The sequence below is a fragment of the Halarcobacter sp. genome (assembly GCF_963675975.1).
Classification (GTDB): Bacteria; Campylobacterota; Campylobacteria; order Campylobacterales; family Arcobacteraceae; genus Halarcobacter.
Genome location: NZ_OY780939.1, coordinates 2,325,076 through 2,339,080 on the forward strand (window position 1 = coordinate 2,325,076; position 14,005 = coordinate 2,339,080).

At 30.0% G+C, this 14,005-nt stretch carries 14 protein-coding genes and 4 tRNA genes; 10 read left to right on the plus strand and 8 right to left on the minus strand.

The window, feature by feature from the left end; genetic code table 11:
* Window positions 1-11 precede the first annotated feature (11 nt).
* The 9 genes from ribA to ACKU3H_RS11435 all read left to right on the plus strand — a co-directional run bounded on the left by ribA (window position 12) and on the right by ACKU3H_RS11435 (window position 6,941).
* Window positions 12-587, plus strand: coding sequence for a GTP cyclohydrolase II (ribA, locus tag ACKU3H_RS11395; RefSeq protein ID WP_320033985.1), 576 nt, complete (start codon window positions 12-14; stop codon window positions 585-587).
* A complete protein-coding gene (gene rsmG, locus ACKU3H_RS11400; protein ID WP_320033986.1) occupies window positions 587-1,168 on the plus strand; it encodes a 16S rRNA (guanine(527)-N(7))-methyltransferase RsmG in 582 nt (193 codons plus the stop codon). The genes ribA and rsmG overlap by 1 nt, the downstream gene beginning before the upstream one ends.
* Window positions 1,168-1,383 carry a PP0621 family protein gene (locus ACKU3H_RS11405; protein WP_320033987.1) on the plus strand — a complete coding sequence of 72 codons (216 nt, stop codon included), beginning with the start codon at window positions 1,168-1,170 and terminating at the stop codon, window positions 1,381-1,383. Before rsmG ends, ACKU3H_RS11405 begins: the two co-directional genes overlap by 1 nt.
* Before the next feature lie 11 nt (window positions 1,384-1,394).
* Window positions 1,395-1,769: a hypothetical protein gene (locus ACKU3H_RS11410; RefSeq protein WP_320033988.1), complete on the plus strand. Its 375-nt coding sequence runs from the start codon at window positions 1,395-1,397 to the stop codon at window positions 1,767-1,769.
* Window positions 1,770-1,880: 111 nt separating this feature from the next.
* Window positions 1,881-3,218, plus strand: coding sequence for a cytochrome c (locus ACKU3H_RS11415; RefSeq protein WP_320033989.1), 1,338 nt, complete (start codon window positions 1,881-1,883; stop codon window positions 3,216-3,218).
* 9 nt (window positions 3,219-3,227) lie between these two features.
* Complete coding sequence (locus ACKU3H_RS11420) at window positions 3,228-4,421, plus strand: hypothetical protein (RefSeq protein ID WP_320033990.1); 1,194 nt, start codon at window positions 3,228-3,230, stop codon at window positions 4,419-4,421.
* Between the two features lie 143 nt (window positions 4,422-4,564).
* Window positions 4,565-4,723 (plus strand): hypothetical protein, encoded by a 159-nt coding sequence (locus ACKU3H_RS11425; RefSeq protein ID WP_320033991.1) that lies wholly within the window; start codon window positions 4,565-4,567, stop codon window positions 4,721-4,723.
* Entirely contained in the window at window positions 4,716-6,731 is a 2,016-nt protein-coding gene (glyS, locus tag ACKU3H_RS11430; RefSeq protein ID WP_320033992.1) for a glycine--tRNA ligase subunit beta, read from the plus strand. Before ACKU3H_RS11425 ends, glyS begins: the two co-directional genes overlap by 8 nt.
* Window positions 6,732-6,740: 9 nt before the next feature.
* Window positions 6,741-6,941 carry a hypothetical protein gene (locus ACKU3H_RS11435; RefSeq protein ID WP_320033993.1) on the plus strand — a complete coding sequence of 67 codons (201 nt, stop codon included), beginning with the start codon at window positions 6,741-6,743 and terminating at the stop codon, window positions 6,939-6,941.
* A gap of 113 nt (window positions 6,942-7,054) precedes the next feature.
* Here the strand turns inward: ACKU3H_RS11435 and ACKU3H_RS11440 are convergent.
* The 4 genes from ACKU3H_RS11440 to ACKU3H_RS11455 all read right to left on the minus strand — a co-directional run bounded on the left by ACKU3H_RS11440 (window position 7,055) and on the right by ACKU3H_RS11455 (window position 7,493).
* A tRNA-Thr gene (locus ACKU3H_RS11440) sits at window positions 7,055-7,131 on the minus strand.
* Window positions 7,132-7,226: 95 nt separating this feature from the next.
* Window positions 7,227-7,303: transfer RNA gene (locus ACKU3H_RS11445), tRNA-Met, on the minus strand.
* A gap of 22 nt (window positions 7,304-7,325) precedes the next feature.
* Window positions 7,326-7,402: transfer RNA gene (locus ACKU3H_RS11450), tRNA-Met, on the minus strand.
* Window positions 7,403-7,418: 16 nt separating this feature from the next.
* Window positions 7,419-7,493 (minus strand) — tRNA-Gln (locus ACKU3H_RS11455).
* Between the two features lie 112 nt (window positions 7,494-7,605).
* Here ACKU3H_RS11455 and ACKU3H_RS11460 point away from each other — a divergent pair.
* Entirely contained in the window at window positions 7,606-8,637 is a 1,032-nt protein-coding gene (locus ACKU3H_RS11460; protein ID WP_320033994.1) for a bifunctional 3,4-dihydroxy-2-butanone 4-phosphate synthase/GTP cyclohydrolase II, read from the plus strand.
* 10 nt (window positions 8,638-8,647) lie between these two features.
* Here the strand turns inward: ACKU3H_RS11460 and ACKU3H_RS11465 are convergent, their stop codons facing one another.
* From ACKU3H_RS11465 to ACKU3H_RS11480, 4 genes are all read right to left on the minus strand, one after another.
* Complete coding sequence (locus ACKU3H_RS11465) at window positions 8,648-9,142, minus strand: hypothetical protein (protein WP_320033995.1); 495 nt, start codon at window positions 9,140-9,142, stop codon at window positions 8,648-8,650.
* A gap of 75 nt (window positions 9,143-9,217) precedes the next feature.
* Window positions 9,218-10,798, minus strand: a complete 1,581-nt coding sequence (pckA, locus tag ACKU3H_RS11470) for a phosphoenolpyruvate carboxykinase (ATP) (RefSeq protein ID WP_320033996.1) — start codon at window positions 10,796-10,798, stop codon at window positions 9,218-9,220.
* Between the two features lie 21 nt (window positions 10,799-10,819).
* Window positions 10,820-12,151, minus strand: coding sequence for a sodium ion-translocating decarboxylase subunit beta (locus tag ACKU3H_RS11475; protein WP_320033997.1), 1,332 nt, complete (start codon window positions 12,149-12,151; stop codon window positions 10,820-10,822).
* Between the two features lie 34 nt (window positions 12,152-12,185).
* On the minus strand, window positions 12,186-14,000 hold the full coding sequence (locus tag ACKU3H_RS11480; protein ID WP_320033998.1) for a biotin/lipoyl-containing protein: 1,815 nt from the start codon (window positions 13,998-14,000) through the stop codon (window positions 12,186-12,188).
* Window positions 14,001-14,005: the final 5 nt, after the last annotated feature.

The window sequence follows — 14,005 nt, forward strand, 5'->3', positions numbered from 1 at the left end:
TTTAAAAGGATATGAATATAGAAAAATCAAATATTGCTAACTTACCTACAAAATATGGAAAATTTAAAATAAGAGCTTATAAACAAAATAATCAAGAACATTTAGCAATCATGAGTCAAAATTTCGAAGAATTAGAGGCTCCATTTGTAAGAGTACATTCAGAATGTCTTACAGGAGATACACTAGGAAGTTTAAAATGTGATTGCCAAAATCAATTAGATTTGGCATTAAAATTTATAGCACAACATGGTGGATTAGTAATTTATCACAGACAAGAAGGAAGAAATATTGGACTTCTTAATAAAGTAAATGCGTATGCGTTGCAAGACCAAGGTAGAAATACAATTGAAGCAAATTTAGAACTTGGTTTTGGAGAAGATGATAGAGATTATAGTGTAGTTGAAGAGATATTAAAAGATTTAAATATTAAAAAATTAAAATTAATAACAAATAATCCTAAAAAAATAGAGTATATAAAATCACTTGGTGTTGATATTGTAGAAAGAATACCAGCTATTACAAAATCAAATAAATTTAATGAACATTATATTAATACAAAAAAAGAACAGATGGGACATATGTTTTAATGGCATTAAAAGAACTTTTAAAAGATATAAATATAGATAATGAGTTTGAACAAAGATGTGAAACTTTTATTTCATTGTTGCAACAATGGGGTAAAGTTCACAATCTTAGTGGAAGACTGGAAACAGAAGATATAATTGAAAACATTGAAGATTCTATTTATCCACTAAAATTTATTGAAAACTATGAAAGCTTTGCTGATATTGGAACAGGAGCAGGTTATCCTGGACTTATATTAGCTATGGCTAATGCAAATGCAAAGGCATATTTAATTGAACCTCGTTTAAAAAGAGTTTCTTTTTTAAATTTTGTAAAAAATACTTTAGGTCTTAATAATGTTGAAGTGATTGCAAATAGAGTAGAAAAAATCGATAATATAAAAGTTGATTTAATAACTTCAAGGGCAGTAACTAACACAAAACTTCTTTTAGATTTAACCACAAATATTAAAAAAGATGAAAGTGCTTATCTTTTTTATAAAGGAACTTTATTAGAAGATGAGATTCAACAAGTTAAAATAAACAATTATGATGTTGTGAATAGAAAAGATAGAAATTATCTTTATATTAAAAAAGGAAATTAATGATTTTTAAAATACTTGCAGTTGCAGTAGTTTTATTTCTTGTATATTTAGTTTTTTTTAAAAAGAACAGAGAAGTAAATGTAAAAGGAAAAGAAGAAAAAATTGAAGATGAAATGGTAGAGTGTCCTACTTGTGGAACTTTTGTTTCTAAAAAAGAAGGCATTTTAAGCAATGGACACTATTTTTGTTCAAAAGAGTGTCTTCAAAATAAATAGTGGAGTCTAAAATGATTTTAATCGGAGATAATTTAATACCACACAAAGCTTGCTTTTTTATAGATTCAATAATGGATATTGAACATACAGAACCAAACTCTACACTTATATTTAATTATGATGAAAATTTACTTTTATATTGTAGAAAAAATCATATAAGTTGTGCTGTAGTTGTAACAAGTATCAAAGAAGCAATATACTGTAATGCATTAAATTCTAAATATATTATTTGCGATAAAAAAATTGCAAAGAGTATACAAAAGATAGCTGAAAACTATATGTTTGATTCAAAAATTTTAGCAATAATTGAATCAGATGATGAAATTGAAAAAATTGCACTTAGTGAAATTGATGGTGCAATCTATTCTCACTTACTTAATAAATAGTAAACAAAATAACTGTTTGCTATTTACTTAAAATATATTTAAAAAATAAAACTAACATAATATTAACATATAACTTTTATAATTTCTCCTAATTTTTATTAAGGAGGCTTTATGGACATAATAGGGCAATTTCCATTGTTTTATTTTCCTGAGTACGGAAGTGCTTGGATGATGGGTGTTACAGGTACAATACATATACTTGCTTCACACACTTCTGTTGGAGCTGCGATGCTTTTTGCATTTTTAGCTTTTAAAGCATATAAAGAAAATAGATCAGATTTGTATCCGTATATGAAAAAATACGGAATGTTTCTTCTAATTTTCTCTTATGTAATTGGTTCAATAACTGGACCTGGAATCTGGTATACAGCAACTGCTGCAAGCCCAAGAGGGATTAGTGCACTTATACATAACTTTGTTTGGGTTTGGGCTACAGAATGGGTATTTTTTGTATATGAAGTAATAGGTGTATTTGTTTTAGTCTATTTTATAGATAGAATTGATAGAAAATCCCATTTAAAACTAACATATACTTTTGCATTAGCTTCAGTTGGTACTTTAGCATTAATTATTGGTATTATAAGTTTTATGATGTGGCCTGGGACTAATGCTTATTATGAAACTGGAAGTGCTAGTGATGCCTTTTTCGGGATTAATACCTTTCCACATATGTTCTTAAGAATCGGTTTTATGATAATGATGTCAGGGGTAATTGGTTTAGTTATATCTAGTGCCATGAAAAAAGAGAATCCTGAAGTTTCAGCTGAACTTACTAAAAAAATGGGACTTGTGAGTCTTGGTGGTGGTTTTATTACCATGTTTTTCTTTATGTGGTATATGGGTACACTTCCTGATAATGCCCATGCAGTTTTCCAAGTAAGTAAAGATTCTGTTATTCAAAATAGAATTATACTTTCAATTCTTTTTTCAGTTTATTTCTTAGTTGCAATTTTTAAACCAAAAATTATAAATACACCACTTGCATCAATTATGATTGCAGTTGTTTTAATAGCTGGATTATGGCCAGGGGAAAAACTTAGAGAATCTATGAGAAAACCTTATGTTGCAGGGCAATATATATATTCAAATCAAATTATTAGTAGAGATGTACCTGGCAAAAATATAAAAAGTGAACTTCCAATTATTGCCCAAAATGGTTTATTAAAAGTAAACCCTTTTATACCTGAAAATCTAAGAGAGATTACAGATGAAAATAAACTTCAGGTTGGAGAATTACTTACAAAGATGTCATGCTCAAATTGTCACTCTTTGGAAAAAACAGGTGTATTTAGACCCTTAAAAGATAGATTAACAGGTATGGATAAAGAGGGTGTAAAAGCTATACTTTATGCAATAGGTGACGGAGGCTTTCCTTATATGCCAAAACTTAAGCTTCCAGATGAAGAATATGATGCAATTGCTGAATATATTGCATCTTTGAACTATTAAGGAGGTTTCATGGACGCATCTGTATTATTAGCTCTTAGAGATCCTGCAGGTATACCTTTTTATCCTGTTGTATTTCAAGCGCTTTATGTTTTAACTTGGGCATTACATGCCGCTTTTGTTTTATTAGCATTAGGTTCAATGGGATTATCACTATATGGTACTTTTTATCAAAAAAATGATTCTTCTTGGAAAATTTTAACACCACATTTAATTCAAACAGGAAAAATAAGTGTTTCTATACTTATAGTATTAGGGGTTGCACCTTTACTATTTACACAAGTAATTTATGATCCAAATTGGTATGTGGCGAATACACTTTCTGGTATGTGGGTATTTATTTTTATTTATACCTTACTTGTAGGTTATACATTATACTACTGGTACTATTATGCAAACAAAGCAAAAGAGGGTGGAGGAAAACTTATTGGTACACTTTCCTTTTTAATTTTAGTTTTTGCTAGTATTTTAATGCATAATTTTGCAGTTACTTCTATTATGCCAAATGATTGGATGAATATGTATGCTCCAAATGGCATAGTTGATAACAGTGGATGGACATTTAATATGGATATGGCAAGGTTAGTATTCTTAGTTAGTTTAGCTATTCCTGTTGTTGGTATCTTTCTTCAAAATTATAGTAGGTTTTTAAGTACTAGAGAGGATTTTTCTAAAGAGTTTATCTCTTACACCTCTATTTTAGGTACGAAACTAGCTGTAGTTGGTCTAATTATTAGTGCTATTACCTTTGTAATTTGGATGCTAAAAGTTGAATATTTATTACATCCTTTGACTTTAATTACAATTTTAGGTGTTTTAGTACTATTATATCTTTCATATAAAAATAGTAATAGTTATATTACAACTGGAGTATTAGTAGTTGTAGCTCTTTTAGTATCTGCTATTAGAGAATTAATTAGGTTTGATTTGATGACAGACTTAGGATACAATATTTATGATTACCCTGTTAACTTAGAATTACCATCAATTGTTATGTTTTTATTAACATTTGTAATTATGGGATTTATAGGAGTAGCTTATTTATTAACTATGGCTTGGAAAGTTGGAAAAATTCAAGGTGTATTTGATGGAACAAAAGACAAAGCAGTTACAAAACTTGGTAACTATACACTTTATATTATGATTATTTGGATGGCAATATATTTTGGATGGGGTATGGTTACTTTATTCAAAAATATTCTTTAAATACTATTTTTTCAAATCTTTAAAAAGCCTCAAAGTATTTGCTTTGGGGCTTTTCTAATCCTTTTATCTAAAAACCACTAATCTAAAAATAAGCAAAAATTCGATAATATAATTACCTTTTATAATAAATATTTAGGATAAATGTGAAAGAAATTTTAGATGTAATTGTACTCATTTTATTTGTTTTTATGATATTTATGTTTATTAAAGGCTTTAATAAACAACAAATAGATAAACATACAAAAAAAATGGAAGAAATAGAAGAAAAGAAGAACTCTGATAAGGATAAGATTAATGAATAAACCACTATTAATAGAGATTGGTGTTGAAGAACTACCAGCTATACCATTTTTAAAAGAACTTCCAAATATTGAAAAAAAATGGGCTGAAATATTAGAAAAAAATAGATTATTGTGTGAATTTGAATTTTTTTATACACCAAGAAGATTAGTATTATGGCATAGAGAGTTCCAAATTAAACAAGAAGATTCTGTACAAGAGATGTTTGGTGCGCCTGTTAAAATAGCTTTTAAAGATGGTGAACCAACTGGAGCTGCAATTGGTTTTGCTAAAAAATGTGGTGTTAGTGTTGATGAACTTGAAAAAATTGACCAAGGAAGAGGGGAAGTTTTATATTTTAAAAAAGAAGTTATTGGAACACAATCTAATCTTTTATTAAATGAAATGATTAATGAGTTTATTAACTCACTAAACTTTGGTAAATCAATGAGATGGGCAAACAGAAGTGATAGTTTTATTAGACCTATTAGAAATCTTGCAATTTTATTAGGAGAAGATAAAGTTGACGCAGAACTTTTTGGAGTAAAGTCATCAAATAATTCTTATCCTCATAGAATGGTTTCTTACGAACCATTTACTTTTGATTTTGCAGGAGACTATTTTTGCAAATTAGATAAAAACGGTGTAATCCTTTATCCAGATGAAAGAAGAAAAGCTATTCTTTCTCAAATGAAAGAGATAGAAGATACAAATAATATTAAAATTGAGATTGATGAAGACTTATTAGAAGAAGTAGTTGCTATTACAGAGTTTCCTACTGCACTAATTGGAACTTTTGATGAAGAGTTCTTAGAATTACCAGAAGAGGTAATTGTAACATCAATGAAAGAACATCAAAGATATTTTGCAGTATATAAAGATGGAAAATTATCTAATAACTTTATTGTTGTATCTAATTCAAAAACTGATGATTTCTCACAAATTATTGCTGGTAATGAAAAAGTATTAAGACCTAGACTTGCAGATGCAATGTTTTTCTGGAAAAATGATATAAAAAATGGTTTATCAAATGAAGGACTAAAAAAACTTGTATTTGTTGAAGGTTTAGGTTCAATGTATGATAAATGTGAAAGGGAAGCTGTTATTGCTAACTATTTAGCAGATATCTTTAATATAAAAGAAAAAGATCTTATTAAAAGAGCTGTAATGTTAAGTAAAGCAGACTTGATGTCTGAAATGGTTTATGAATTTACAGAACTTCAAGGACTTATGGGATATTACTATGCAAGTATTGCAAAAGAGGATACTTTAGTTTGTACTGCACTTAAAGAACAATATCTTCCTGATGGTGAAGATTCTGATTTACCATCTAATGTTTTCTCAGCAATTATAGCTTTATCATATAAACTTGATAATCTATTAGGATTATTTAGTGTAGGTAAAATTCCTAGTGGTTCAAAAGACCCATTTGGACTAAGACGTGCTGCAGCAGGTATTGTTAAAATAGCGATTGAACATAAATTACCTATAAATCTTGAAAACATTATTGATTCATTATCTAATAATTATGAGGGTCTAAAAAAAGAACAAATTCTTGAATTCTTTAATGAAAGATTATTTAAAATCTTTGATGTAAACCCATCTGTATTAAAAGCAGTATTAGGAAGTAAAGAGGGTGATATATATAAAATATCTCAAAAACTTTGTGCTTTAAACCCTATTGTTCTTAGTGATAACTTTAAAGAATATACTGCAACGTTTAAAAGAGTTGCGAATATTATAAAAGATATTGATGTAGAACAGGAATTAATTATTGATAATAATCTATTAGAAGATAAAGAGGAAAAAGAGCTTGTAGATAATTTCAATGATGTTATCTCAAAAAATTATTCAACTTATGATGAAGAGTTGGAAGCATTATTTGCTTTAAAACCAAGTCTTGATGCATTTTTTGATAATGTCTTTGTAAATCATGATAATGTTTTAATTAAAACTAATAGAAAGAATATTATAGGTAAAGTATACCAAGCATTTAAAAAAATTGCTGATATAAAAGAGATTACAATATAAGGATATAAAATGAAATATTTATTTTCTTTTACTATTATAATATTTATATTAAGTGGTTGTGCAACATGGAAGGGTGCTAAAAAGGACTCTTCTGATGCATGGAAAGCAACTAAAAAAACTAGTAAAAAAGTTTGGAAAAAAACAAAAGAGACTTCTAAAGAAGTGTATGAAGACACTAAAGAAGCAATACACGAAGCAACAAGTGATTAATTATTACAAAGTAGAAACAGAATATAAAGCAATTTAGATTTATTCAATTAAATAAAAGTTCGTTTTTATTCAGGTTTCTGCTTCAACTTTGGTTCTCGCAAATGAGCTTAAAATGGAGCTGGTGAAGGGAGTCGAACCCCCGACCTGCTGATTACAAATCAGCTGCTCTAGCCAACTGAGCTACACCAGCATATTCTCTTCATTTAAGTAGATTTTATTTCATCTAACAATCAAAAGAAGATAAGGAAAATGATGTCTATCCATCTGACGATTTCAGATTTTTTATGGTGTCAAGAGAGAGACTTGAACTCTCGACCTCCGGCTTATGAGACCAGCGCTCTAGCCAGCTGAGCTACCTTGACATAAGACATCATATTAATGATTTGGTTGCGGAAGCTGGATTTGAACCAACGACCTTCGGGTTATGAGCCCGACGAGCTACCGGACTGCTCTATTCCGCGACTTAACTTAAAAAAGTGGATGGGGTAGCAGGACTCGAACCTGCGAATGACGATACCAAAAACCGTTGCCTTACCACTTGGCGATACCCCAACTTTTTAAGTGCCGAAATTATAGTAAAAATCTATTCTTTTGTCAAGAGTTTTTAGATTAAATTTTGAAATTTTTGATATAATTTTTAAAATAAAATATTAAAGAAGAATTTATGAATGCAATACAAAGAGTAAAAGAAGCAATTGAAGAGATTCAAAAAGGTAATATGGTTATTATGCTTGACGATGAAGATAGGGAAAATGAAGGTGATTTAGTTTATGCTGCACCTTTAAGTTCTCCTGAAAAAGTTAACTTTATGGCTACACATGCAAAAGGATTAATTTGTGTATCTGTTACAAAAGAAACTGCAAACAGATTAGAATTAAACCCTATGGTAGCATCTAATACATCATCTTATGAAACAGCATTTACTGTATCAGTAGATGCAGCAGATGCTGCAACAGGGATTAGTGCAGGGGAGAGAGATGATACAATTAAGATATTAGCTAATCCTATCTCACAAGCAGAAAAACTTGTAAGACCTGGTCATATATTTCCACTTATAGCAAAAGATGGTGGAGTTTTAGTTAGAACAGGTCATACAGAAGGTTCTGTAGATTTATGTAAGCTTGCAGGTCTTAATGGTGAAGCCGTTATCTGTGAGATCATGAAAGAAGATGGAACAATGGCAAGACGTGATGATTTAGATATATTTGCTGATAAACATGGTTTAAAACAAATTTATATCTCTGATTTAGTTGAATATAGATTATCTCATGAAAAACTTGTAGAAGAGGTATCTTCTGTTGAAACAAAGTTTTTTAATACAGATGTGATAAAAAAAGAGTTTAAAGATCATATAGGACAAATTCATACAGCTATTCAATTTGGAGACTTAAAAGATTTAACTCATGTTAAGTTTCACACAATTATACCTGATATTGAACTTTTCCTAAATGATGAGAAACTACATTCTATGCTTAAAACAATTAATTTTTTACAAGCAAAAAATGGATTATTAGTTTTTTTAAATGATGATACAGCACACAAAGAATCACAAAAAGATTATGGAATAGGGGCACAAATACTAAATTGCCTTGATGTAAAGAAAATCAAACTAATGACTAGTGGAGGAAAACACTCTTTTGTTGGTCTAAATGGTTTTGGTTTAGAGATTGTAGAAGAGATTCAAATAGAGTGTTAAAAGTAGTAGGTTATAAGCCTACTGCTCGTTTAACTAAATCTATATCTTTTTTTAAACTATTAATCTCTCTTAAATCTAAAACCTCTAAATTATTTTTATAATACTCAGATTCTTCAATCACTTTAATTTTATCTTCAACTCTAGAGATTGCACCATTTCTCATTTCAGAATCTTCAATGGCTAAATATTTTTTAGGATCTTGATTTATAACTCTTTTCAATCTATACTTATAAAGATATTTATTATCAGGATTTTCATTTAGATACTTACATAAAGATACAAAAACTTCATTATTAGATGATTCATATTTATTATAAATAACATTTGCATAATCATTTAAATATTTATCATAATTGTTATAATCAATAAAGAAATTAACAATTTTAAAACGCTCAATTTCATCTTTTTCTATATTAAATTGTTTTTTTAACATATGAGAAGCACATAAATAAACAATTTCACTAGTATTGTTTTTTAAATCATCTAGGAAATTTAAAATAAACATAAATAAAACCTTTATAAAATAAAAAAGGGAGTGAAATTGATTCACTCCCTTTTTAGATAATTTTTTAACTAAGTATTAGATTTTAGGACCTGCGGCTGTAAAGTCATAATCACTTTCTAAAGTTAAATATTTTTTAGAATAGTTTTCAATATACATACCAGCAAGTTTTATTGCAGTTTCATCATAAGACTCTTTATCTTCCCAAGTATTTCTTGGATTTAAAACTTTTGTTTCAACTCCATTCAATGTTTTTGGAATTTCTAAATTAAAAATAGGTAATGTCTCAAATTCTGAATTATTAATAGAACCATCTAAAATTCCATTAATACAAGCTCTTGTATTTTTAATACTCATTCTTGAACCAATACCATAAGGACCACCAGTCCATCCAGTATTTACTAAATAAACATTTACATTGTGTTTATCTATTTTTTCTCCAAGAAGTTCAGCATAAACAGTTGGGTTAAGAGGTAAGAAAGCTTCACCAAAACAAGAACTAAACGTAGCTACAGGCTCTGTAATTCCCCTTTCAGTTCCTGCAACTTTTGCAGTATATCCACTTAAGAAATAATACATAGCTTGTCTTTTGTCAAGTTTTGCTACAGGAGGTAATACACCAAATGCATCTGCACATAAGAAAATAATATTTTGAGGATGTCCACCTCTCATATCTTTTTTATGATTTGGAATATGATTAATTGGATATGAAACTCTTGTATTTTCTGTTTTTGAACCATCAGTATAATCTACAACACCATTTTCATCAGCAACAACATTTTCTAATATTGCACCTTTTTTAATAGCATTATAAATATCTGGCTCAGACTCTGCATCAAGATTGATAACTTTTGCGTAACAACCACCTTCGAAGTTAAATACACCTTCATCATCCCATCCATGCTCATCATCACCAATTAAAGCTCTATTTGGATCAGTAGATAAAGTAGTTTTCCCTGTACCACTTAATCCAAAGAATAGGGCAGTATCACCATCTTTACCAATATTAGCTGAGCAGTGCATTGATAGTTTACCCTCTAATGGTAACCAGTAATTCATCATAGAGAAAACACCTTTTTTCATCTCTCCAGCATACCAAGTCCCACCAATAAGTGCAGTATTTTCTTCTACATTAAATACTACAAAAACTTCAGAATTTAAACCATGACTAGCATATGCCATATCCATAGTTTTGCATGAATTATAAATTGTAAATTCAGGCTCAAAATTTTCTAATTCCTCTTTTGGAGGAACAATAAACATATTTTGAATAAAGTGTGCTTGCCAAGCTACTTCAGTAATAAATCTAACAGACTTTCTACTATCTAAAGAAGAACCACAATATACATCAGTAACATATAAATCTTTGTTACTTAATTGTTTTTTAGAAATTACTTCCAAAGCTTCATAAACATCTTTTGATACTTTAAAATTTATATCACCCCAAGCAATATATTTGTTTGATGGATCTTGATTAACAAAAAATTTATCTCTTGGACTTCTACCAGTAAATATACCAGTATCTATCATTAAAGCACCAGTTGAAGAGACCTTAGCCCCTTCATTCTCAACAGCATGTTGAATTAATGTATCAACATCAAGATTTCTATACACTGTTCCTACGTTTTCTAGTCCAAGTGTATCTTTGATTTCTGACATTTTTTTCCCTATTTTTCTTTTTTATTTAAAAATTGATAAAAGTACACCAGCAGCAACGGCAGAACCGATAACACCAGCTACATTAGGACCCATAGCATGCATTAATAATACATTTGATCTATCATACTCTTGTCCAACTTTACTTACAACTCTTGCGGCCATTGGTACAGCTGATACTCCAGCAGCTCCAATAAGTGGATTAACTTTTGATTCTTCAGATGAGAATTTATTCATAATTTTTGCCATTAATACACCAGCTGCAGTACCTGCTGCAAATGCGATAAGACCAATTACCATAATTCCTAAAGTTTCTAAAACTAAAAACTTATCTGCTGCAAGTTTAGAACCAACTCCAAGTCCTAAGAATATTGTAACAATATTTATCAATGAATTTTGCATTGTATCAGAAAGTCTCTCAACAACTCCTGATTGTTTTAAGAAATTTCCAAATGCAAATGCTCCAATAAGTGGAGTAGACTCCGGTAAAAACATTATTGCAAGGAATAAAATTAAAATTGGTAAGAAAAGATTTTCTAGTTTATGAACTTTTCTTAACTTAGGCATTTTAATTTTTCTTTCTGCTTCAGTTGTTAACGCTTTCATAATTGGAGGTTGAATTACAGGAACTAAGGCCATATAAGAATATGCCGCCACTGCAATTGCTCCAAGCATTTCTGGTGCTAGTCTATTTGCAATAAAAATAGATGTTGGTCCATCAGCTCCACCAATAATTGAAATAGCAGAAGCTGTTTGTAAATCAAATCCTAATGCAACTGCACCAACAAGTGAACCAAAAATACCAAATTGTGCTGCACCACCTAAGATTGCTGCTTTTGGATTTGCTAATAATGGACTAAAGTCTGTCATAGCCCCAACTCCCATAAAAATAAGAAGAGGGAAGAACTCATTTGCAATACCCATGTTATAGATAATTCCTAACATTCCATGAGGTCCACCCATATTTGCTAATGGGATATTTGCAAGTAATCCACCAAAGGCAATAGGTAATAATAGTAATGGTTCAAATCCTTTTGCAATTGCTAAATAAAATAATATAATTACAATACCAAACATGATGATTCTTCCCCATGTTTGCTCAAATGTAGTCATAATTCTAGCATCAGCTGGATTTGGCTCAGATGTCATAACATCATCACTAGGGTTTAAAATAGCATTTATACCTGTAGTTTCATAAAATGATGCCATTAAATCTGTAATTGATTTTGGCTTGTATTCATGTTTTACTTCTGTAGCACTATCTTCAGTAACAACATGTGTATCACTAGCAAAAAGACTAGTTGAGAAAATAGTAAAAAGAATCAAAAACATTGACGCCATAATTTTTTTATTCATTAAAATACTCCAATTTCAATAGTTGTTCAAACAATTAGCTAATAGTAGCTATTGCTTGACCTTCTTCTACTGGATCACTTGGATTTGCTAAAATAGCAGATATAGTTCCATCACAAGGAGCTTCTACATCAATCTCCATTTTCATTGCTTCAAGAATTGCTACAACATCACCTTTTTTAACCGTATCACCAACTTTAATGTTCATTTTCCAAACATTTCCAGCTACAGTTGCAGGAATTTCAGTTCCTCCTGCTGGTGCAGGTGTACTTGATGCTGCTGCTGGCGCTTCAGCTGCAGGTGTTACTTGAATATCAGCATTTCCTTCTGCTACAGTTACATTAAATTTTTGTCCATCTACTACTACAGTATAATTTCCAGTTGCGTTACTCATACCTTTATTTTCTCCTACTACACATTCTTTATCGTTTTCACATGTTGAATCATCATTTTTTCTTACACTTAATGGACCATTTCCTTTTAAGAAAGCAATCCCTTTTTCGTCACAAGCAGCAGCAATAAAAATATTTTCTTCTGTTGCTTCAATACTTTCTTCTTTTAGCCTATTTTCCCAATAAGCAAAAGTTTTCTTTTCATCTCTATCTGCAATATCTAAAGGATTTTCAGATGTTGGTTCAAGTTTTAATTTTTCAGATGCAAGTTTAACAATCTCTGCATCAGGTTTTACTGGAGTTTTACCAAAATAACCTAATACCATTTTTCCATAACCAGGAGCTATTTGTTTCCAAGGTCCAAACATTACATTTGCATAAGCTTGTTGCCAATAAAATTGAGAAACAGGAGTTACAGAAGTTCCATAACCACCTTTTTCAACAACTTCTCTCATAGCTTTAATTACTTCTGGAAATTTATCCAATGTGCCATTATCTCTCATCATTTGAGTATTTGCTGTTAAAGCACCACCTGGCATTGGTGAAAATGGAATTAATGGTGAAACTTGAGTAGCTTCAGGAGGCATAAAATAATCTTTTAAACAATCATTTAAAACCTCTTGATATTTTAATACTTTATCAAGCTCTAAACCACCTAAATCATAATCTTTACCTTTAACAGCATGCATCATTGTTAGAATATCTGGTTGTGAAGTTCCACCAGATACAGGAGATGCAGCTAAATCAATACCATCTGCACCAGCTTCTAATGCTGCTAAATAACAAGCAACAGATACACCAGCAGTTTCATGAGTATGAAGTCTAATGTGAGTATCTTCACCAACTAATTTTCTAGCCATTTTAATTGTATCAAAAACTTTTTGTGGAGATGAAGTACCTGATGCATCTTTAAAACAGATTGAATCATAAGGTACACCAGCATCAAGAATGTTTCTTAATGTTTTTTCATAAAAAGGTACATCATGCGCACCTTCACAACCTGGAGGTAAATCCATTAAAGTTATTACAACTTCGTGATTTAAACCATATTTTTTAATACACTCAGCAGAATATTCTAAATTTTGTACATCATTTAATGCATCAAAATTTCTAATAGTTGATACACCATGTTTTGCAAACATTTTTGCATGCATCTCAACCAATTCTCTTGAACCAGTATCTAACATAACAGTATTGATACCTCTTGCAAGAGTTTGTAAGTTAGCTTCTGGACCAACAATCTCTCTGAACTTATCCATCATTTCGAAAGCATTCTCTTGTAAATAAAAGAATAAAGATTGAAATCTAGCTCCCCCACCAAATTCGAAATGTGTAATACCAGCATCTTTCGCAGCTTCTACTGCTGGAAAGAAATCATTCATTAAAACTCTACCTCCAAAGACAGATTGAAATCCATCTCTAAATGTAGTATCCATGACGTCAATATATTTTTTAGCCATATAAA

Bases quoted from the DNA above. Each gene is read 5' to 3' on its own strand.
- pckA (WP_320033996.1), bottom strand. From the start codon at position 10,798: ATGTCAGAAATCAAAGATACACTTGGACTAGAAAACGTAGGAACAGTG.
- ACKU3H_RS11435 (WP_320033993.1), top strand. From the start codon at position 6,741: ATGAAATATTTATTTTCTTTTACTATTATAATATTTATATTAAGTGGT.
- ACKU3H_RS11480 (WP_320033998.1), bottom strand. From the start codon at position 14,000: ATGGCTAAAAAATATATTGACGTCATGGATACTACATTTAGAGATGGA.
- ACKU3H_RS11460 (WP_320033994.1), top strand. From the start codon at position 7,606: ATGAATGCAATACAAAGAGTAAAAGAAGCAATTGAAGAGATTCAAAAA.
- ACKU3H_RS11420 (WP_320033990.1), top strand. From the start codon at position 3,228: ATGGACGCATCTGTATTATTAGCTCTTAGAGATCCTGCAGGTATACCT.
- ribA (WP_320033985.1), top strand. From the start codon at position 12: ATGAATATAGAAAAATCAAATATTGCTAACTTACCTACAAAATATGGA.
- ACKU3H_RS11475 (WP_320033997.1), bottom strand. From the start codon at position 12,151: ATGAATAAAAAAATTATGGCGTCAATGTTTTTGATTCTTTTTACTATT.
- ACKU3H_RS11405 (WP_320033987.1), top strand. From the start codon at position 1,168: ATGATTTTTAAAATACTTGCAGTTGCAGTAGTTTTATTTCTTGTATAT.
- glyS (WP_320033992.1), top strand. From the start codon at position 4,716: ATGAATAAACCACTATTAATAGAGATTGGTGTTGAAGAACTACCAGCT.
- rsmG (WP_320033986.1), top strand. From the start codon at position 587: ATGGCATTAAAAGAACTTTTAAAAGATATAAATATAGATAATGAGTTT.
- ACKU3H_RS11415 (WP_320033989.1), top strand. From the start codon at position 1,881: ATGGACATAATAGGGCAATTTCCATTGTTTTATTTTCCTGAGTACGGA.
- ACKU3H_RS11465 (WP_320033995.1), bottom strand. From the start codon at position 9,142: ATGTTTATTTTAAATTTCCTAGATGATTTAAAAAACAATACTAGTGAA.
- ACKU3H_RS11410 (WP_320033988.1), top strand. From the start codon at position 1,395: ATGATTTTAATCGGAGATAATTTAATACCACACAAAGCTTGCTTTTTT.